We start from the raw sequence: 19535 nt of genomic DNA, 5'->3' as shown, positions 1-19535 counted from the left end.
TTTGTCCTAGTAATGTTTTGAAATTACAGTTGAGAAAGAAAAAATGAGCGAATTGCAATTGTTCACTCGTTTTCCTAGGCTTCTTTATTCTCGTAGATCAGCAATTTTCGTCTTTCAGAAACCTCAAACCCTAAGGATTTGTACAGGTTTATAGCTGGTTTGTTTTTAATGTGCACTCTTAGTCTCGCCTGCTTGCAATCCCCAGCCTGAAGTTGTTTTAACGCAAACAGCATTATTTGCCGTCCATAGCCTTGGCCTCGTCTTGCAGGGTCAATCCCAACGTTGCTGATTCTTCCTGCTTTTGAACTGAAGTTTAAGATCCCAATTTCACGTTTGTTTAGGCTAGCGAAATAGAACTTCTCCAATGAATAGTACATCTCCATAAGGTTTTCAGGCAAATCGCCAAGATATCTTAGAATTCTTTCCATGACCACATCAGCCGAGCCGGACAGGAACCTACTTGCCAACTGGATCCATCTAAGCATCTCTTCTTTGCGGGTCTGCTCAAATTGAAGCCCTTGAGGAGAGTCGAAATCTCGATCGAGTTGAAGATTCATCCTGAATGTGTCGGCTAAAACTTTGAATTTGACCTCTAAGAAGCTGTCAATTGCATCGCCCTCCTCTGAGGTGAGTTCAACGGTAGCGTATTCAGCTTCTTTCTCAATGGCCAACTTTAATGATTGAGATGCAAAATCCGTCAAAATACTTCGGGGCTGATTTTTCTGAATCAAATCTATCATAGCTACTGGAGTCCCAATTGGAGCTAACAGTTGCAGGGGTTCCTTTCCTGTAGTCACTAGGCCTATCGGATTCGAGTCCTCAACTAATATCCAGAAAGGTAGTTTCATTAGCTTGGCCATTTCAGTGTATTTCGAAACTTCAGGCAAAAGTGATTTAGCGTCAGCATCATTGTGGGAATAGACCTTTAGCATAAATTTTCCTCATTCTTCAGATTCGAGAGTACACACTTTTAAGATTTTACTCACAGCGGAAATATATCCTGATTTTCCCCGCAAACTTCCCCTTTTCCTTGAACCATGAATTATGCGCGCGCTCTAAACAACATTTAATAGCTATAGTGGTTATTTCAAAGAGAAAATTGTGTGCCAAAAATCGATGTGATTGTTGCTCTGAAGTAAATCATTACATCTCTTGAAAGGTGCGTTGATCATGAGGATTGAGATCGGGGACAAAGTGAAGATTCCAGCGGATGGGAAGTTTCATCCTGAAGCGGGACACTTCGGCATATGCGTGTGGATAAGCGAAGATCGAAAAACAGTGGCAGTGCGATGTAATAGAAGCCACCATGGCAAAAAGAACGCTGTCTTTCTGGTGAAAATCAATTCTAAGAAATGAGCTTGTGGAAAGCGCGCGAGTCTAACATCAGTTTGAGTCGTTTCTTATAGTGTTTCCGTTCACGTTCTTGCGAAATTTCAAGGTGAAGGTTGTCAGAAGACTTAGGCTATTACACATGCTCACGCTTCTATCAAATTGAAATGTACGCATATAAATCAACGGAAGAACCATAGTCAAATCTGTATTCAGCAATGCAATAGAAATCTTTTAACAATAGATCTTGCAATTAAAACGGGGTAGCAATCGAATGAAAACTTGGGATGGATTGGATGCAAAGTAGAAGATGGACAACACGCGGACGACCTCAAGGTAGGGGTCATTCAGCAGCTAATACGAAGCTTCTCGAGTATCTCGCAAAAATTTCTGTGAAATACAGAGTTGATCACAACACACTTTTCAACAAGATTGTGGATGCCTGGCAGAATCGAAGGTCCAAGTGTAAGCAATTAACAATTCAGTGCCGCGAAAAAACGAGGGACCGAGCCATTTTCCTTATAACCACAGACCACAAAGTAGTTGCACAATTCCCTACACCAGAACACCTTCTCAAAGAAACAGCTCCACTGAAAGAATTTGCATATATAATTGAACGTGAGAAAAAAGCTCTAATGAAGAGAACAAATGACAATAAAGCAAGATATTTCAAAATTAAGGGTCTGAAGACTGGAATGAAGCGAATTAACGTGAAAGCTCGTATTCTCGCAATTTCAAGACCCAACTTAGCTCTAACACGATATAACGATTATGTCAAGTTTACCAATGTAACTTTGACAGACGAAACTGGCACCGTGAAACTGACTCTATGGAACGATCGAATAAACTCACTTTCCATAAATGACATGGTTGAAATAGAAAATGCAAGCGTCACCGCTTATAAAGGTGAAACTCAACTGAGAATCAGGAGACACAGCAAATTGAGAGTTGTGCACGCGTGCAATCATGAGGAAGCCATTATAAGAGAACTGGAACATAATCCAAATCTAAACAGCATTGTGACGCGTGGGCATGGGTGAGTGTGGCAATGCCCAGCGATCCTGTTTGCGGCGTGGTTCTGAATGAAAAAACATCAAGATTTAAGATGAGTTACGACGGAGAAACATACCATTTCTGTAGTGTGAAATGCAAGAAGAAATTTAAAAGGAATCCGCGCAAATTTACAAAGTAGCGTGGGATTCTCTCGGTGCGTTTATTATCTTCTTCGTTGGTAACCTCTTCCTTCACCATATCTGCGATAGCGCCTTTCCTGTTCGTATCGTTTATTTGATAAATTGTTTTCTGTGTTGACTTCTGTAATGGGGGATTCTTCCAGAAGTTCGAAGCTGCCATATTTTCCTATGTTTAATCGCATGTTCCCCTTGAACAGGTTTACGTAGCCATTAGTGATGCGTAGTGTGGCTTCCTCGTTTATTTTGTCTATGTTGTCATCCCAGAGCGTGAGATATACGCATCCTGTTTCATCTCCTACCAAAGCGTCTGCAACTTTGCGTACGGAATAATCTCTTCCAGTGACGTTCCTAACTTGACTTTTGGAAATCACTTTCACAGTCACGTTCACATGTTTGGAATTTGGGGTTACTTTCTCTACTTTCACTAACTCTTCACTTTTGGATGGTTCTTTACCTGACATATCCTTGCACCAGTTGTTTCAAGCTTGTTCATCCGAAGCATATGGCTTAAGTGTTACGGTGCGCGCGCAGTATATAGGATTCCGTGAGAATATGGGGATGTAAGATGATACGGTTGAGATGAACGTTTTTTGACGTCGTATTATTAGAGGGTGATATAGTGAGAGAAGAGGAGCTTGTTAAGAAGGCTGAGGTGATCTCGGCGGTCAGAGACTATGAGAATAAGAGAGTTCGAAGGAGGGAGAGGCAGGTAGATTTTACGGTTTCGCCTTCGGGATCAGATGATAAGATTCTGATACGTGTTATAACCGGATCCAAGTCAAGGTCAGAATATGTTGGTGTGGATACTGTTAGGGAGATGAGCCAGGTTCTTAAGAAGCGGAAGTATGACAAGGGAATCCTTGTTGGAAAGCAGTTTACCAAGGCAGCAGAAAGTGAGATGGAGCATGAGAACATTGAAGCAGTTTCAGAGAAGATCACACCATATTTCAAGTTGGAGCGTCTTTATTTGGTGGTAAACGATTGTGTAGACAATTTGTGTAGGGCGAAGTGTGGTCTTGTTCCGGTGGAGGAGTCTGATTGTAAGGGCTGTGTTAATGGTCATTACGCTTGTGATGTTAGGTTGATTAGTGATAATGCCAGTTTTCATTTTGAGCGTGGTTGGACAGTTTTTTTGGAGAAGGATTTGACGAGACTTTTAGCGATTGAGAAGACTTTGAATGATTAGGCTGCTCTTTGGAGCACGCGTGGTGTTCTTGGAATAACAAAAAAGAATCCACCTACAACTGCGATGCCATTGCGTGCGGTTGCACTTTCCATAACCTCTATTATTCTCTTCGCCATATGTTATAGGGGCATTGGTTCCAACAGTATCTGCTCCCTTTAAACACGCACCCTTTGCATTCTGGCCTGCTAAAAGGTTTTTGTTTCCTCATTAGCTCCCAAATGAAAACTGTCAAACTGCTTTATGAAATCATCATTTTGGGCGTTCCCTAACATGCTTCTTGTAATGTAGTTCTCTTTCTTTTTTTCAGGAGAAAAGCAGGCATCGTCTTTGTTTTCCTTGGTCGCCCCCAATTATTCAGGGTAGTAACTTTGATTTCCTCTGCCAATAATCACCCTCCTATTATCATGGGTGAAGGGAGGTTCGATTCTTCACCTTAGACTATTTAAGTTTAGCGAACACAATAGATAATTTGAAAGCTTATTGGTGATTCGGGCATGGGGAAAAAGAAGCCTTCACGTGTAAAAAGAAGGATGTTAGAAAGACAGAGAGAACCGCCTATCTATAGTTCTGAAAGTCTTCGTCAAACATATGAACAGAAAATCAGGTGGGTAAGCAAGGTTCAAAAAAGAAAAAAGTAATAGCCACACAATGGATCTCGCGCGCATAATATTTTGCATATTTGGCGGGCAGATTATTCGTAGAATATCAGCTGCTGTTCTTCGAGTATCCTGTGAAGCTTGTGCACGGCGTCATGGACGTCCTGTTCTCTTTTGCCTCCAGTGCAAACAAGGTTCCCGTTTGCGAATATCAGTATGACCACTTTAGGTTCGTCCATCCTGTAAATCAAGCCTGGAAACTGCTCTGGCTCATACATCGCTTTTCCAAGTGTGAAAACTGCCTTCTCCAAATCTATCTTTCCGCCTAACCTTGCAGAAGCAACGATGTTCACAATCTTCAAGTCCGGCTTGCTGATGATGATTATTCCACCCTTTTTCAGTTCTTTAACAACTGTCGTAACAGCTCTCCGGGATTCCTTCTCCGATTTTGCTCCTGTGCAAACCATTTTGCCAGTGCTAAAAATCAACGTAGCCGTCTTCGGTCTCCTAAGCTTAAACACAAGTCCCGGAAACCGTTCTGGGCGATATTCGACCCATGGATAACCTTTCACAACCGCGTTTAAGTCAACCTTCTGGTTTAAAGTGGCAGAAGCAACCACATTTTCAATATTTATTATGGCATTAGTCTTCGGCATCAAACACCGCTTCGTATAGTGAAGTATCTAAACACCTATTATAAAGCCTTAGACTCAAGAGGAGGAGATTTCTCCGCACAACTTTTTTTGTTTTTTGTGCGCGACCATTAGAGCATTACACACACTTGTTTCTTGCATGTATATCTACCAGCATTGATAAAGTAATTAAACCAACAAAGTAGATACTTTTTACTTCAACTTCATTTCGTAAATGCTAATCAAATTTGAAATTAATTTTCCAATACAAACCAATACTTTGCGCGCGCATAAGTGTGTGTAATACACTCGATGAGCTTCCAGAATCCTCTATTCGGAGACTGATTTGACTTTAATAGCCCTTGGACCTTTGTACGAGTTTTCTATTTCAAATTCCACTTCTTCCCCTTCTTTGAGGGCGCTCTTGCCTTCAATGTTTGATGAATGTACAAAAATATCGCTACTATGATCTTCACTAGATATGAAACCATATCCTCTTTGGTCAAGCCATTTCTTCACTTTGCCTTTCAGTGTTTTCACCTCATTTCTAGTTATAGAAGTTGGAGTGTTAAGATAGAAAATTAAGAAGCCAATGACCTTCTAAGTTCTTCTTACCTTAGTTTCCTTCTTCAAGGTCTTGAAGACTCTTCTGTTATATTAAGGTAACGCATCAACAGGATATGTCAGTCTGTGAAGAAGAAAAATTGATGCAGATCTATAAACACCTGTATAGGGTATTTAGGAATTCAATCGTCTTTTTTGGGTTTTTCCTGTTAGATGAAGCTTACGATGAAGTAGCTTGTCCCTTTCTTCTCTTGGGAGTAAAAACGCTGGAAGAGCCTTCCTCTGTTTACGAGATGCACCCAATCTTTTAAGTTGAGAAACTTCGATGTCTTTTGACATGCCTTTCACAGAACTCGTGTTTTAATGAAAATTCTTAAACAACTATATAAAACTTCTAGAATCCTATACTGCGCGCGCGGAATAGATTAAGCTCTATTGAGAATATTTTTGGTTGGGCATGCTTGACTACAATCTTTGTCAACATTTTCTAGCACACTCATAAGTTCGTCTATGTCATATGTGGCTACACAAATAACTGTATCAGCACCGCCGTAATACATGAATAGTTTATCATCAATCAAAACCGCCCCGCAACTGAAAACAACATTAGGAACTCTTCCAAAACGCTCATAGTCTAAAACTGGCTCTAGAATTGGGCTTTCAGAACGGTACAGAACTCTTTCTGGATCATTTTTATCAAGGAGGATGGCACCAAGGCGATACACCTTCTCAAAGTTTACGCCGTGATATATGAAAAGCTCCCCTTCTTTGACCTTTATCGGTGGGCCAGCTGCACCTACTTTCCAGCTATCCCACTTTCCCAATCTAGGCCCTATTATTGCTTTTATGTTATACCAATTTCGTAGATCTTTGGAATATGCTATGCAAATGTCCGGATCAATGCGATGGAACATAATAAAATGACCATCAACTTTGTGAGGGAGAATCGCGGCATCCTTATTTCTAATGCCTTTGAATGGCGTCCACCTTTCGCCCCAATTCCATTGCTTACTCATGAATTCATCTTTTGGCATGGATGTTAAGGCGATCTGATGAGCGTTTGAAACAAGGTCCCGCAATGCGGTGTAGGTCATTATGCATCGTTCATCTAGCAAGGTTAATCGCGGATCCTCACAGCCACCATTTTCAGTACAGTTTGTTGGCTCAAAAACAGGAGACAATAGTCGTTCTTCTATGTGATAACCATCTAATGAGGAGGCATAACCAAGTCGCGATACTCCGTCATTACCTATCGCGCGATATAAAATGTGAACCTGTCCGCCTAAAAACAGAGTAGCGGCATTAAAAACTGCGCGCGACTCCCAAGCATGTTTTACTATTGGCTTAAGAATTGGATTTTCTTGAAACCTCTTCATTATGGGTCTTTCCTTATATTTTCATCTAGCTGACACTAAGAAACCCTGCTCATGACTTTTTTTGTTTATGAAGAGAAACTATGGATTTGAAGACTATGTTACGAATACGCATTGCTTTCTAACTTTTGGCTACTGGTATTCCGACAAATTCATCCAAGATCTTTCGGAGCGTCAACATCCCTATCAGATGTCCCTTGTTATCTACCACAGGAAGATGTCGTATTCTGTGCAAAATCATGAGCCTTTTAACCTTTGCAAATGAATCCTGCTTCTTCACTGTTATGATATTTCTTGACATAACCTTTTTCAGATGCGTGTCTAGAGAAATTTTTTTAGCTACGCTTCTAAGGACGTCGCGTTCTGTAAATATCCCCTTACATCTCTTATCATCATCCGTTATCACAAGCGCTCCAATATGTTTTTCAAAAAGAATTCCCACAGCACCTTCGATTGTTGTCTCTTCTTTTGCTGTCACCACATTTTCTACCATTAAATCTTGAACCTTCAATTTACAACCCACCCCATCTATATTGAATCACACGCATTTGAGTAGAATACTCCAACACCATACCTATTCTTTGTTTAGTATTTTAGATTTTCCAACTCTAAGCGAGCCAGAAGATAAGATGTTGCGGCTTCAGCGCCTTGATTCAAGTTTAACCCATGAGGAGTGAGTCCATCATAACATGCACCCGTGGTCTGGTCATAAACCATAACATTCCCAGTGTTTTTTCCAAAAAACCAGTCAAAAGCAGTATAGGCTACTCTTTGATACTTCTCTTCATTAGTTTGTCGAAAGGCAGTCATAGCTGCTTCTACCATACACGATGCTTCAATTGGTTGTTGGTCATATATGGCTCTTTGACCACCCTTTCTATACCATCCTCTGTTGCCAATAGGGACGAATTTCTCATCAACTACCTGAACGCTTACAAGAAAATCAAAAGACTCCTTGGCAATCTGAAGGTATCTATTGTCTCCAATAATAGCATAGGCTTTGAAAAGCCCTTGTGATAGACGCGCATTAGCATAAGTCAGATAAGACTCAAACCAACGCCAATTAGGAGAAGCTACTTTTTGATAGCTGTATAGCAATTGATCCGCCAATGATACTATGTTCTTAGAAAGATTTTGATCATGACGGAAAGCCTTCTGATAATTACAGAGACCTAGAATCGCAAAGGCTTTAGCTCTGGGACTCCGGAATTCGTTGGCGTACCGAAAGCCTCTGTCAAAAATCTCTTTCGACATCCGTTTAATGCCTTGAGAAAAATTAGCTAGAATAGTGTACCCACAAGCCCAGAGGGCTCGTCCAGAACATTCTTCCGAGCCCACATCATCAAGGAAACTGCGGTCGTAACTTAGTAAATTATGGAAGTTGCCATCTGGTCTTTGCATATGAAACAAGAAACTTAAATAAGTATTAGCTAACTTCTTTGCGTCAGAATCATCACAAAGCTGAAGGAATTTTGTGCACGTAATTAATGCCCGAGCATTGTCATCGGTGGTATAACCTTCCTTTCTATTTGGAATCGAAAACTTAGTATGCTGAAGTATACCTGTATCATCTGTCAAAGTCTTTAAATAATCTAACCTGATAGCTGGCTTAATTACCATCACCTCTTAATCTTTAAGGAGACAGTTGAACAACTTGACATATTCTTGTGCAACTTTTGGCCAAGTAAAACTCCTACTGTAAGCATAAGCCCTTTTCTCCAAGCTAAGCCTTAACTCTTCATCTTCCAAAAGCTTGTTTATGCAATCAGTTATTGAAGCGGGTTTTCTAAACTTGCATAGTAATCCACGTCCCTCTGCTAAAGCCTCTTCAGCGTGAAGATACGGAGTTGATACAATGGCTTTCCCTGCTCCTAGAGCATATGAGAGTGTTCCACTGCTTATCTGATTCCGATCTACATATGGCGTGATGTAGATATCTGTTGCCTGTAGATACTTAATTAATTGCAGCTTGGAGAGAAAACGATTGTGAAACCTCACATGGTTCCCTAATCGGAGTTCAGAAACTAGCCTCATCAACTTCCTCCGATAACGCTCACCCTTAATCTTCCTCACTTCCGGATGTGTCTCTCCAATTATGAGATAGAGAATTCTAGGTTCTTTCTTAACAAGCGAAGGGAGAGCTTGAATGACATATTCAATACCCTTGCCACGGCTTATCAGTCCAAAAGTAGACAAAACTATTCTACCTTTCAAACCAAGAGAAGCTTTAGATCTTTCGCTGGCAACGAATGAGACATCCGGACAACCATGTGGGATAACAGTAACCTTTTCTAGGTTGATATCGTACTTCTTCAAGAGTCTCATAGCGGTTCTTGTCATAACGACGATTGACGCGCTATAGTGTGCGATGCTTTCCAAAATTTTCTGAGCTGCTGATTCAAAGTTTGGCATGATGGTGTGGAGTGTAACTACTATTGGTTTTTGAAGATGCTCTAAAAATAAATCGATGTGCTTGCCCCACTTTCCTCCAAAAAGACCGAATTCGTGTTGGATGTTTACCAATCTGACTTTAGATGGATTAATGTAATGAGCAGCTTTGACATATTCGTCAGTTGAGCTTCGTTCAATTTGAAACTTAACTCTCTTATCATAGTTGTAAATCGCGCTCTCCTCATTTATGGCGACAACCATTGGTGGTCCAAATTCACGAAGTCGACAAATGGCATCGATCAGATCTTTTGAAAAGTTTGCTATACCACACTCCTTTGGGGGATAAGTACTTACATAAGCGATCCTTTTTGCATCAACACCGAGAAGAGAGTGATTTTCCATCACTTTGTGTCGTTACCTCCTTGCGCGTGAACTTCCAGATTCTTGACTATGGTTGCTTCTATTATGGTTCCGCTTGGTATTAGTATCTTTTTTTTCCATCCTCCGTTTGTAATATGGTATGCATTAGTTTCATTTCCTCCACGCGCGCCTGAGAAGATGCACACATAAATGTGGTTATCTTGTAGATAACAGCAATGTTTTGTATATTAAATGTGCGCGCGCATGTCGTCTCTTACTTCTTATCTTCTATCTTCTGTTGTCTAGTAGAAACGGCTAAAACTAAACCTAACAACCTCACACAACCTTTCCTTAATACACACAAATATGCACACCTCTTTGAAAGAAATCTACGATAAAGCAGATTTGAAAGTGCTTTCTTAGTGTTTCTCTTCTTGCACCCGCACCGAACTGTCAGCCAGTATGCTTTATGAGTGAACGGAAGGGCAACAACGTGTTTATGTCTCGGATACCATTTATTTTTCTAATTTTCTGAATTAGCAATTGGCTGATTTCTTCCTATGTATTCCTATTGATATTGCAATACCCATGAAACCAGCTATCAATAAGGTTAGTGCTAGCAGTTGTCTCTCTAAAGGTATCTCTTGCCATGCTTTGAACATCCCTGAAACGGCAACGTCTGACCTTAAATAAATTAAAGCTCGTCCGCCTTGTTCTATCACAAAATCATAATGAGAACAATCACACAAATAGGTGCCATTCACATAAAGTTCTACCGTGTTATTAGCTTGAAGGGTCAAATGTAGCTTAGTATAAGCTGACCAAGATATTTGAAAAGCATAAGTACCATTTTTGGTTTCGCTAAGGACAAATCTTTCTCCATCACCATAGTGAGGCACAAGCAAGGGAAACATAAATCGCAGATATAGAAAATAGGTTAATCCTGCAACAAGTAGTAAGAAGGAAAGATGAGAACCAGCAGATAAGTCTTTGACTTCTTTGGGAACATATGAGCCTTCAATAATCTCCTATGTATTTCTATCCTATTAAAAGCACGCGCGTGAAGGCAAAATTCTAAGTATTTTGCTGTTGAAATATGCAAAAGGAGAGTCATAATTGAGAACCAATTCTAAAGCTGAAAAGTTAACATCAGAAATTAAAGAAGTTGCCCTGAACTCAGGTGCTAGTTTAGTTGGAATTGTTTCTGCAACTGTAATAGACTCTTTTCCGAGAATTTGGGTTAGTTGGAAAATACAAAGGTACACAAGGAAAGCTACAGAGATTTTGCCAGATGCAAAATCGGTCGTGGTTATTGGTTATCATGTTTGGGATGACATGCTTGAAATAGCAATAAAAAAAGGTGAAAAATGGGTTTATCCAGGCTATTTTCCATTAGATGTCTTAGAACAGATTGTGATAAACCATTTAGAGAAGAATGGTTACAAAGCTGTTTCCGCCTATGAGCTATCATGTAAGCGTCTAGCTCAGTTGGCAGGATTTGGAAACTATGGAAAGAATGCTTTAATAATAAATCCTGTTTTTGGTCCCTGGATACGACTGGCTCCAATTTTAACAAATGCAGAAATGGTCGAGGACAAGCCTTTCGAACAAGACCTTTGTGGCGACTGTGAAAAATGCCTCAAAGCCTGCCCTGGAAGCGCTTTAACACCGTATAAAGTTGACGACAGCAAATGCTTGGTTGGAGTTCATCTTATAGATAAAGAAGATTTTGAGCATAATGAACAGTTGAAAAGGTATGAGCCATCCCTCACAAAGAATGCTCATTTAATGTGTACTTGGTGTCAAAAAGCTTGCATTTACGGAAAAGAAAAACGCTAAGAATTTTGCGCGCGCATTTTACGCATATTTCATCACCGTTTTTGGGAATGGAAATTAACTTGAAGCTGGTTGAAAATTATTATAGCACAATACTTTAACGATGATAAGGTGACACGAAACTGTTCACGCTAGAAACAAAACAGAAAATCTACCAAATCGGCAACTTCAGAATTGGCGGTCAACCTGGAGAATTGCCTACAGTTCTAGTTGGCAACATTTTCTACAAAGGCATGCTAGAAGTTTCAAACCACAAAGAAGGCAGTTTTAATCAAAAAGCGGTTTTAAGATGGATTAGGCTTGCTGAGATTTTTTCTGAGAAAAGCGGGGTGCCCCACATTCTAGATGTTATGGCAATGTATCCCGAAGCGATAAGGAAATACGTTGAATTTGTTTCGGAACAAATCAGCACTCCCTTTCTAATTGATGGCGCCAACCCCGAAACGCGAACAGCAGCTTTAACCACAGTTAAGCAACTTGGCCTCGAGAAAAACGTGATATTCAACGGAATTACGCCTAAAACTTCGCAAGACGAATTAGTAGCCATCCGAGACTCTGAAGTCGACGCGGCGATTCTAATGGCATTCAACGAATTCAACTATTCTCCAGAAGGCAGAATCAGTATGCTAAAAGGCTCGACAGAGCAAACTGGACTGCTTGATATGGCGAAAAAGGCAGAGGTAGAAAAAATGCTCATAGATACAATAGTTTTCGATGTGCCCAGCATTTCCTACGCCGCCGAAGCCATTAATCTTGTGAAAAAAGAACTGGGATATCCTGCTGGTTGTTCACCTGCAAACGCGACGTACTCTTGGAAACAACAATTAAAAGGTTCGATTTTGAGGGAAGGCTTTGGGGCATCCAATGCATCTGCACACACGATTGCTCAGTATTGGGGCGCAGATTTTCTCATTTATGGGCCAATAAAACAAGCTAAGAACATGATTCCTGCTTGTGCCATCAACGACGCTATAATAGCTTACTATGCTATGAAACGTTTCGGAATCAAACCGCTAGTCAAGAACCATCCGCTTTATAAGATCTTTTAGGTGAGCAAAGTCTTGACTTTTTGCAGGCATTCTTTGGCGTCAACTGCGTATGCATCAAGTTCATAGTCGCTACATGTCTGTACGGAAACTGCGTTGCCTCCTATTATCACTTTCAATTTGTCTCGTAGGTTTTCTTTTTTCAAAATATCTACTACCTGTTTTAAATATTGGATTGTTTCTTCCATTGAAATCGAGATTGCTATAATTTGTGCTTTTTCGCGAATCGCAGCTTTCACAAAGTCTTCAGGAGCAATGTCAACGCCTAAATTCACTACTTGAAAACCTGCTGATTGTAGCGTTGCAGCTACGACATCTTTTCCTAAACCTTGAATGTTTCCTTTTAACGAACCAATGACTATTTTTCCTTTTACCATGGTAGGTTCAACCTCTAAATGTGGCTCAAGAATTTTGAAAGCTTCCCTCATTGCTGAAGCAGAAGAAGCAACGTCAATGACAAAGTATTCCCTTCTTTCATAGCGTTCGTCAACAGTTTTCATGGCTTTCATGAGCATGTCTAAAGCCTTGTTAACTGGAATTCCTCGGGTTACTACGTGTTCAGCTATTCTTTTTGTTTTTTTCACATCGCCAACTACAACGGCGTCTTTCAGTTCTTCTAGAATCTTTTTGCTCAACTTTCATCCTCACTGAGTGGGAAGTTTTGCATAGCTATTTGGTATTATTAATCTTTTTAGCCTTAAATTATTACACATTATAGGCTGTCTTTTTTGGTTGTTGCAATAAGCTTTATATCAGTTTTCGCTTTTTAGCTTGAACGGTTTGGAATATGTGTGAATTTACAGTGTTTCTTAACAAAGAAATCGTTTGCAGAGATGTGGTCTACGCGAAGACCGAGGGAAAAAAGGTGTTGCTGAAAGACGTTTTATGTGTCGCTAAAACGATGGAAAACTGTAGAATTGTTGAGATTGATGTGAGTTCGGAACGATTAATTCTTGCTTCAGAATAGCGTCGAATCAAAGCCGAATCTCTGGGTTCCCTATTCCTTGCCTCCCCATTTCCCCATGTAGACTATGGCGATTACGCATATGAGTGTGACTATAATGGCAACTATTACAAAGTATAGCCAATCAAACCATGTCCCCCCCAGTAGTGGTTAGCGGTATTCCCATGGTGACGAAGGCTCCCAGTACGACGTTAGTCCAAATCATACCAATGACTATGCCAAAGGCTGTGCCTAGCGAAGTGGCTACGGTTTTTCGAATTTCCGCCATAGTAACCTTTTTCTCGCTCATACTTCTTTGTCACCTCCATATGGTTTTTTACAAGTTTCTATCACAAAAACAATTGCTTCCTCGACAATGTAAATTAAATCTTCTGCTTTAATATGAGACAACTTTAGGAAACGTAAATAGGAGACGATACACCTAACGAAAACGGTGGAAACCCAGTGAAAATAGCTGTTTCTGGAAAGGGCGGAGTGGGCAAAACCTTAATCGCAGGAGCACTTGCCTGTTCTTTTGCTAGAAAAGGATTAAAAACAATCGCTATTGATGCTGATCCTTCTCCAAATCTAGCATTAACCCTAGGTTTGCCAATAGAGAAAACACGAGAGATAGTGCCAATATCAGAAAACAAGAAGTTGGTTGAATCAAAAACAAGCACCGAATTCTCAGGCGTCTACCGCATCTTTTTCACCGTAGACGACACCGTTAGAGATTTTTCTGTTCAAACTCCATGCAATGTCAATTTGATAGTGATGGGAACAGTGCGCTCGATGGGCTCAGGATGCACTTGCGCTGCAAACGCTGTTGTTCGCGCTTTGCTTCGCCATTTAGTAGTAGAGCGGGACGAAGTGGTTCTCCTCGACATGGAAGCTGGCGTCGAGCATTTGGGCAGAGGAACCGCCAAGCATGTAGACACAATGTTAATTGTTACAGATTCAAGCATAAAATCGTTGGAAACCGCCAAGCGCATCCATAAATTGGCCGAGAACGCAGGCATTAAACAGGTTTTTCTGGTTGGTAATAAGGTTGCAGCTGAAATTCAGAGGGACGCGATTAAGAAATTTGCTGAAAACAATAGCTTAAATGTGCTGGATTTCGTGCCTTTCGATGAGCAGGTTGTAGAGGCGGAGATGCGGGGAGAAACTCCGCTTAAATATGAAGAGTCTTTTGCGGTACAAACTATTGAAAAATTAGGTACCAAGATAACTCAGATTATGCAGTAGTAAAAGCTAACAACTTCATCTTCTTACAATCTCTATTAAAACTGGTGTGCACTATTTTTTGCAAGCGCACGCAAAGTATAAGAATTGGCAGAATAAAACAAAAAGGAGGCATGATGGATGAAAAGGCTTGTTTCTGCAGGTAGAGGAGGGAGCGGAAAAACAACTTTCGTTGCCCTTATCGCCAAGTACTTAATTGAAAAGGGCAATACTCCCTTACTTCTTGTAGATGTAGATCCCGATCAAAACTTAGGAGAAATGGTTGGCGTAGACCTCAAAGAAGAAGGAAAGAAGACTATATCCGAATTATTGATTGAAACTTTCAAGGAGGAAGGAGGAACTACAGTCGGAGTGCCTCCTTCAGAAAGGATGGAAAGCAAAATCTGGGAAAAAGGATTATACGAAGGAAATTCTTTCGATTTAATCGCTGTTGGAACAAAATTTATTGAAGGCTGTTACTGTCTACCCGATGCTGCATTAAAAAAAGCCTTGGAACATTTGACGAAAACATATAAGCATGTTCTTGTCGATTCTCCTGCTGGGCTAGAGCATCTTAATAGGAGAATAACTTCTCAGGTCGATGACATATTTGACATAATAGACCCCTCTCAGAAATCCTTCAATCATATTGAACGAGCATACAGAGTCGCCAAAGAGGTTCAGATAAATTTTAAAAACTTCTACGTTGTCGCAGGCTATCGGGTTCTAGAGAAACTGGAAGCAGAAGTTGAAAAAAGAATAAAATTGCCATATCTGGGGAAAATTGCTTACGACAAAAATGTTGAAAGCTGTGTTCTGTCTGGAAAATCTTTACTTGAACTACCCTCTTCATCTCCCGCATACATTTCAGTGAAAAAGCTAATGAAAAAAGTAGGTTATTAAACTCGTTAAATCAAACTGAAAATCTATGTGTACAACTCATTTTTTGTTTATTCGCACTTAGAAAGGTTAATTAGGATTTCCAACATTTCAGTAGACTCTATATACCATGCCTGTAACGAGGTTTATGAAGATTGGCTAAGAAAGAGTTAGTTGTGAAAGCAAAAGAATTGAAAACAGATGTTACTGTCTTAAAGGATCTTGAATTGTCCATTGGCAAGATTCTCGAAGAAACATGGGAAGAACCCATGGGTCCAACCCCATACCCTTCCATAACCGACCTGCGAGAGTGGGACATGAAACTCCTCAACAAATACAAACCCTTCTACCTACCTTTCTGCGATGTCTGCTGCCTCTGCACCTTCGGAAAATGCGACCTATCAGGAGACAAACGAGGAGCCTGTGGACTGAACATGGCAGCCCAACAATCACGCATAGTCCTGCTTGCCTGCTGCATCGGAGCCGCCACGCACATTGCTCACGTCCGACATCTAGTGGAACACTTGATAGAGAAGTATGGTCGAAATAGTTCTCTCGATGTGGGAGGCTTAAACATAGACATAGAAGCACCAGTAACCCGCTTAGTCTGCGGCGTTAGACCCCAGAAGCTCAAAGATTTAGAGGACGCCCTCGATTACTGCGAAGAACAAGTTACTCATCTTCTCTCCGCTACTCACACGGGGCAGGAGGGAAGCAACATAGACTTCGAATCCAAAGTTCTCCATGCAGGAATGGTGGATCAGGTTGGCATGGAAATCGCAGATTTGGCCCAGATTTCAGTTCTTGGCTTTCCAAAAGGCGACCCAGAAGCCCCTCTAACTGATTTAGGCTTCGCCATAGCAGACGTCTCAAAACCTACAATTTTGGTTATCGGCCATAATGTTCCATCCTCCGTTGGCATAATCGACTACCTAACTGACAAAGGATTGTCAAGCAAAGTTGAAGTTGTAGGCATATGCTGCACGGCCCACGACATCACCAGATACAGCTCTATGGCAAAAATCATTGGACCAATTTCATGGCAACTGCGCTACATCAGAAGCGGGCTAGCCGACCTAATTGTAGTGGACGAGCAATGTATCCGAGCAGACACGCTGGTTGAAGCCCAAAAAATCAAAGCACCAGTAATCGCTTCAAGCCCGAAAAATTGCCTAGGGCTCAAAAACAGAACAGAAAGCCTGTCAAAAGAAGTGATATCGGACCTAGTGGAGGAAAAAGTTCCCGGAGTACTCATCTTAGACCCAGACAAAGTTGGAGAAGTTGCGGTTGAAACCGTAATGGCTGTAGCCCCAAAACGAAATAAATTCAAGATTATTCCGGAAATAGAAGAAATTATTGCTGCTGCAAAGGAATGCACTGGATGCAATGAGTGTATGCGAGCTTGTCCAAACAATCAACCTATTCCTGATGCTATAAAGGCGGCCGCGAAAGGAGACCTTAACCCGCTGGCTGAAATACTTGAGGATTGTATAGGTTGCGCCCGTTGCGACAGCGCTTGCCCAAACGACTTCCCGTTGCACAGCTTTATGGTAAAAGCTGGCGAAGGAAACTTATGGGAAGAGAAGTTCAAGATGCGGGTTGGGCGGGGTGCCATTCAGGACGTGGAGATAAGGGAAGTTGGCGGTCCCATAGTTCTCGGTGAAATTCCTGGAGTGGTGGCTATAGTAGGATGTGCCAATTACCCTCATGGTGGAAAGGAGGTTGCAGAGATTGCTGAGGAGTTTGCGAAGCGTAGGTTTATCGTTATCGCTTCAGGATGCGCGGCTATGTCTATAGCAATGGTGAAGGATGAGGAGGGAAAAACCCTCTATGAGAAATATCCGGGCGCCTTTGAAGCTGGCGGCATTCTCAACGTAGGCTCCTGCGTCTCGAACTCCCACATAGCTGGAGCAGCCATCAAGATTGCGAGCATTTTCGCAAAGAGAAAACTGCGGGCTAACTACGAGGAGATCGCTGATTATATCCTTAACAGGGTGGGAGCGGTTGGAATTGCTTGGGGCGCCATGTCCCAGAAAGCCGCCTCGATAGCCTCAGGCTTCTGGAGACTTGGTGTACCTGTGATTGTTGGGCCTCATGGATCTAAGTATCGGCGTATGCTTCTTGGAAGAAAAGACAAAGAGGAAGACTGGTATGTATTCGATGCTAGAACGGGCGACAAGGTTTATGCAGGTCCTGCTCCTGAACATCTCTTTACTACGGCTGAGACTAAAGAGGAAGCTATGGTGCTTATAGCAAAGCTTGTCATGAGACCCAACGACACGACTAAGGGTCGCGCCATAAAGTTAACCCATTACATTGACCTGCACAGGCGTCTCTATGGCATTATGCCTGACGACATACACCTCTTCGTCCGAAACAATGCTGACATACCTATCACCATGAAAGATGAAATCCTCAAAGTCTTAGAAGAAAAGGGATGGAAAGAGACGAGAATCCCAGATCCAACGCTACTACCTAGGCTTATTAGAAAGAGGAAAGGTGAATGACATGGGTGTAAAAGCAGAACCGTGGCAAAAAGCCGAGATTGCAGGTCCAAAGAAGGCTCTTCTCATTTTAAAGCCTGAGGTGGTTGTCGCAATGGTAAAGAGGGCAACGCGTCCCATTTTGATTGTTGGACACCACGCTGCTGAGGATTATTCAGATGATGTTAAAATGATTGACTATGCAATCTGCATGAGTAAGGCTGCAGGTGTTCCAGTGGTTGCTACAGCTCATGTGACAACCGAATTTATTAAGAGAGGTTTTCAGCCTGCAGGTTGGATGTCCGCGATGGATATTGGAAGTAGGCTTACAGATCCGGAATGGAGAGGTTTAGACGGAGAAGGTCCATATGACCTTGCATTATTCATGGGGCTCCCTTACTACATGCAATTCGTAATCTTAGCAGGACTAAAACACTTTTCCAGAAACGTTAAGACAATAAGTCTAGACAGATTCTATAATCCCCACGCAACATGGTCATTCCCGAACCTTTCAATTAAGGATTGGAATGAAAGTTTTGAAATAATAGTGAGCAAGTTACGTGAGTCCTAGCGAATCCTTAACTTCTATGTCGTAGCTTATTATGGGTATCCGTAGCTTTATATCTTCTAGGCTTTCGTGAACGTAGCGTCTAGCTGTTTTCTCTGATTCCCACGCAAAGAACCGCATTATATCCCGGGTTCTATATCCGTATTCGCTTCCTAGTTGACTAGCACGTTCTGATCGGATTCTGTGAGGCCACATGTCGAAGCCTGTTCTTTTTGCTAGATCGGTTACTATTTGGTAGGCTCTTATCGGACTTAGGTGTTTGCGGTGTCGGTGAAACTTAGAGGGGAATAGGTAGTCTTGCACTTGATCTAGCCATTCTATTAGCAGCTCACTTAGAGGCTCGCGTCTAGGAAAAACTATCTCGCGTGTTTTCTGTAGGCTCTTTGTTCTAGGCTTCTCGCCACGCGCTTGTTTCTCTTCTCTAGTTTTCTTGTTGTCTATGTATCGCCACGACTTCACAACCGGGATTCCTTTACCGTAGATCCATTCTTCGTCAAAACTAAACATAGACTTCCGCAGCCTAGCAACCTCTTCGGCTCTGCAGCCCGTCAAGAACAGTATAGCAACTAAGGCTCTATCTCTTTGGCATAGAAACTTTTGCTCCCAAGTGTAACGCGAAGCATCCATAGCAGCCTCACACATCTTAGCCAACGCGCCCCAACCACAGAACTCTTTACCGTCTAAGTCAACAACCGCGCGCCTAGAGTATTCATGTGTAGCCCAATAGCCAATCGTTCCTCTGTTTTTGCTTTCTCCTTTTAGACTTTCCAATTTTTCGCACTTTTAGGTAGGGTAACTACCCGAAAAATGATAATTCTAAGAGTGATTTAAGGTTATGTAGGATTAGGTATGGAGACTACTCTAATAGATTGCTTGGAAAGAGTTAATCAAGAGAGAAAGACAAAATCTTCTAAAATGTCAAGATGATATTTTTT

23 protein-coding genes are annotated in these 19535 nt (G+C 41.5%); 11 read left to right on the top strand and 12 right to left on the bottom strand.

Annotated features, from left to right (window positions below; all coding sequences use genetic code 11):
- Window positions 1-74: 74 nt before the first annotated feature.
- The gene (locus OEX01_05540) at window positions 75-932 is read right to left on the bottom strand and encodes a GNAT family N-acetyltransferase (protein ID MDH5448450.1); all 858 of its coding nucleotides are present in this window, start codon (window positions 930-932) and stop codon (window positions 75-77) included.
- A gap of 238 nt (window positions 933-1170) precedes the next feature.
- Here OEX01_05540 and OEX01_05535 point away from each other — a divergent pair, with 238 nt between their 5' ends.
- The 3 genes from OEX01_05535 (at window position 1171) to OEX01_05525 (ending at window position 2521) form a co-directional block, all read left to right on the top strand.
- Window positions 1171-1356 (top strand): hypothetical protein, encoded by a 186-nt coding sequence (locus OEX01_05535; protein ID MDH5448449.1) that lies wholly within the window; start codon window positions 1171-1173, stop codon window positions 1354-1356.
- Between the two features lie 269 nt (window positions 1357-1625).
- Entirely contained in the window at window positions 1626-2369 is a 744-nt protein-coding gene (locus tag OEX01_05530) for an OB-fold nucleic acid binding domain-containing protein (protein MDH5448448.1), read from the top strand.
- Between the two features lie 8 nt (window positions 2370-2377).
- Window positions 2378-2521, top strand: a complete 144-nt coding sequence (locus tag OEX01_05525; GenBank protein MDH5448447.1) for a YHS domain-containing protein — start codon at window positions 2378-2380, stop codon at window positions 2519-2521.
- Between the two features lie 24 nt (window positions 2522-2545).
- Here OEX01_05525 and OEX01_05520 read toward each other — a convergent pair whose 3' ends face one another.
- Window positions 2546-2983 (bottom strand): OB-fold nucleic acid binding domain-containing protein, encoded by a 438-nt coding sequence (locus OEX01_05520; protein MDH5448446.1) that lies wholly within the window; start codon window positions 2981-2983, stop codon window positions 2546-2548.
- Window positions 2984-3141: 158 nt separating this feature from the next.
- Between OEX01_05520 and OEX01_05515 the strand changes: the two genes are divergently transcribed.
- Window positions 3142-3708 carry a restriction endonuclease gene (locus OEX01_05515; protein ID MDH5448445.1) on the top strand — a complete coding sequence of 189 codons (567 nt, stop codon included), beginning with the start codon at window positions 3142-3144 and terminating at the stop codon, window positions 3706-3708.
- 691 nt (window positions 3709-4399) lie between these two features.
- Here OEX01_05515 and OEX01_05510 read toward each other — a convergent pair.
- From OEX01_05510 to OEX01_05480, 7 genes are all read right to left on the bottom strand, one after another.
- The gene (locus OEX01_05510; GenBank protein ID MDH5448444.1) at window positions 4400-4960 is read right to left on the bottom strand and encodes a TATA-box-binding protein; all 561 of its coding nucleotides are present in this window, start codon (window positions 4958-4960) and stop codon (window positions 4400-4402) included.
- 306 nt (window positions 4961-5266) lie between these two features.
- Window positions 5267-5467, bottom strand: a complete 201-nt coding sequence (locus tag OEX01_05505; protein MDH5448443.1) for a cold shock domain-containing protein — start codon at window positions 5465-5467, stop codon at window positions 5267-5269.
- 458 nt (window positions 5468-5925) lie between these two features.
- Window positions 5926-6876 carry a glycosidase gene (locus OEX01_05500; GenBank protein MDH5448442.1) on the bottom strand — a complete coding sequence of 317 codons (951 nt, stop codon included), beginning with the start codon at window positions 6874-6876 and terminating at the stop codon, window positions 5926-5928.
- A gap of 118 nt (window positions 6877-6994) precedes the next feature.
- Window positions 6995-7384: a CBS domain-containing protein gene (locus OEX01_05495; protein ID MDH5448441.1), complete on the bottom strand. Its 390-nt coding sequence runs from the start codon at window positions 7382-7384 to the stop codon at window positions 6995-6997.
- Window positions 7385-7458: 74 nt separating this feature from the next.
- Complete coding sequence (locus tag OEX01_05490) at window positions 7459-8493, bottom strand: glycosyltransferase (GenBank protein ID MDH5448440.1); 1035 nt, start codon at window positions 8491-8493, stop codon at window positions 7459-7461.
- A 6-nt stretch (window positions 8494-8499) separates the two neighbouring features.
- Entirely contained in the window at window positions 8500-9666 is a 1167-nt protein-coding gene (locus OEX01_05485) for a glycosyltransferase family 4 protein (GenBank protein MDH5448439.1), read from the bottom strand.
- Window positions 9667-10160: 494 nt separating this feature from the next.
- Window positions 10161-10373 (bottom strand): hypothetical protein, encoded by a 213-nt coding sequence (locus tag OEX01_05480; protein MDH5448438.1) that lies wholly within the window; start codon window positions 10371-10373, stop codon window positions 10161-10163.
- 367 nt (window positions 10374-10740) lie between these two features.
- Between OEX01_05480 and OEX01_05475 the strand changes: the two genes are divergently transcribed.
- On the top strand, window positions 10741-11463 hold the full coding sequence (locus OEX01_05475) for a hypothetical protein (GenBank protein MDH5448437.1): 723 nt from the start codon (window positions 10741-10743) through the stop codon (window positions 11461-11463).
- Between the two features lie 146 nt (window positions 11464-11609).
- Window positions 11610-12509 (top strand): tetrahydromethanopterin S-methyltransferase subunit H, encoded by a 900-nt coding sequence (locus OEX01_05470; protein MDH5448436.1) that lies wholly within the window; start codon window positions 11610-11612, stop codon window positions 12507-12509.
- Here the strand turns inward: OEX01_05470 and OEX01_05465 are convergent.
- Window positions 12506-13141 (bottom strand): cobalamin-dependent protein, encoded by a 636-nt coding sequence (locus tag OEX01_05465; GenBank protein MDH5448435.1) that lies wholly within the window; start codon window positions 13139-13141, stop codon window positions 12506-12508. The genes OEX01_05470 and OEX01_05465 overlap by 4 nt on opposite strands.
- Window positions 13142-13293: 152 nt before the next feature.
- Between OEX01_05465 and OEX01_05460 the strand changes: the two genes are divergently transcribed.
- Window positions 13294-13473: a CooT family nickel-binding protein gene (locus OEX01_05460; protein MDH5448434.1), complete on the top strand. Its 180-nt coding sequence runs from the start codon at window positions 13294-13296 to the stop codon at window positions 13471-13473.
- Between the two features lie 121 nt (window positions 13474-13594).
- On the opposite strand, the gene OEX01_05455 is transcribed toward OEX01_05460, so the two are convergent.
- Window positions 13595-13759, bottom strand: a complete 165-nt coding sequence (locus tag OEX01_05455) for a DUF5654 family protein (protein ID MDH5448433.1) — start codon at window positions 13757-13759, stop codon at window positions 13595-13597.
- Between the two features lie 155 nt (window positions 13760-13914).
- Between OEX01_05455 and OEX01_05450 the strand changes: the two genes are divergently transcribed.
- From OEX01_05450 to cdhB, 4 genes are all read left to right on the top strand, one after another.
- Window positions 13915-14694, top strand: a complete 780-nt coding sequence (locus OEX01_05450; protein MDH5448432.1) for a P-loop NTPase — start codon at window positions 13915-13917, stop codon at window positions 14692-14694.
- Between the two features lie 117 nt (window positions 14695-14811).
- Entirely contained in the window at window positions 14812-15573 is a 762-nt protein-coding gene (locus OEX01_05445) for an AAA family ATPase (protein ID MDH5448431.1), read from the top strand.
- 131 nt (window positions 15574-15704) lie between these two features.
- Window positions 15705-18056: a CO dehydrogenase/acetyl-CoA synthase complex subunit alpha gene (cdhA, locus tag OEX01_05440; GenBank protein ID MDH5448430.1), complete on the top strand. Its 2352-nt coding sequence runs from the start codon at window positions 15705-15707 to the stop codon at window positions 18054-18056.
- A gap of 1 nt (window position 18057) precedes the next feature.
- A complete protein-coding gene (gene cdhB, locus OEX01_05435; GenBank protein ID MDH5448429.1) occupies window positions 18058-18603 on the top strand; it encodes a CO dehydrogenase/acetyl-CoA synthase complex subunit epsilon in 546 nt (181 codons plus the stop codon).
- Here the strand turns inward: cdhB and OEX01_05430 are convergent.
- On the bottom strand, window positions 18589-19371 hold the full coding sequence (locus OEX01_05430; GenBank protein MDH5448428.1) for a site-specific integrase: 783 nt from the start codon (window positions 19369-19371) through the stop codon (window positions 18589-18591). The two genes, cdhB and OEX01_05430, sit on opposite strands and share 15 nt — an antisense overlap.
- Window positions 19372-19535 lie beyond the last annotated feature (164 nt).

The organism is Candidatus Bathyarchaeota archaeon, assembly GCA_029882535.1.
Classification (GTDB): domain Archaea; phylum Thermoproteota; class Bathyarchaeia; order Bathyarchaeales; family SOJC01; genus JAOUKM01.
The sequence above is the reverse complement of the archived record's forward strand: the minus strand, read 5'-3'. Positions and strand labels throughout refer to the sequence as shown.

Excerpts from the sequence above, each read along its gene's own strand:
- OEX01_05540 (MDH5448450.1), bottom strand. The coding sequence starts at position 932 with ATGCTAAAGGTCTATTCCCACAATGATGCTGACGCTAAATCACTTTTG.
- OEX01_05460 (MDH5448434.1), top strand. The coding sequence starts at position 13,294 with ATGTGTGAATTTACAGTGTTTCTTAACAAAGAAATCGTTTGCAGAGAT.
- OEX01_05520 (MDH5448446.1), bottom strand. The coding sequence starts at position 2,983 with ATGTCAGGTAAAGAACCATCCAAAAGTGAAGAGTTAGTGAAAGTAGAG.
- OEX01_05455 (MDH5448433.1), bottom strand. The coding sequence starts at position 13,759 with ATGAGCGAGAAAAAGGTTACTATGGCGGAAATTCGAAAAACCGTAGCC.
- OEX01_05510 (MDH5448444.1), bottom strand. The coding sequence starts at position 4,960 with ATGCCGAAGACTAATGCCATAATAAATATTGAAAATGTGGTTGCTTCT.
- OEX01_05525 (MDH5448447.1), top strand. The coding sequence starts at position 2,378 with ATGCCCAGCGATCCTGTTTGCGGCGTGGTTCTGAATGAAAAAACATCA.
- OEX01_05535 (MDH5448449.1), top strand. The coding sequence starts at position 1,171 with ATGAGGATTGAGATCGGGGACAAAGTGAAGATTCCAGCGGATGGGAAG.
- OEX01_05500 (MDH5448442.1), bottom strand. The coding sequence starts at position 6,876 with ATGAAGAGGTTTCAAGAAAATCCAATTCTTAAGCCAATAGTAAAACAT.
- cdhB (MDH5448429.1), top strand. The coding sequence starts at position 18,058 with ATGGGTGTAAAAGCAGAACCGTGGCAAAAAGCCGAGATTGCAGGTCCA.
- OEX01_05490 (MDH5448440.1), bottom strand. The coding sequence starts at position 8,493 with ATGGTAATTAAGCCAGCTATCAGGTTAGATTATTTAAAGACTTTGACA.
- OEX01_05445 (MDH5448431.1), top strand. The coding sequence starts at position 14,812 with ATGAAAAGGCTTGTTTCTGCAGGTAGAGGAGGGAGCGGAAAAACAACT.
- OEX01_05485 (MDH5448439.1), bottom strand. The coding sequence starts at position 9,666 with ATGGAAAATCACTCTCTTCTCGGTGTTGATGCAAAAAGGATCGCTTAT.
- OEX01_05530 (MDH5448448.1), top strand. The coding sequence starts at position 1,626 with ATGCAAAGTAGAAGATGGACAACACGCGGACGACCTCAAGGTAGGGGT.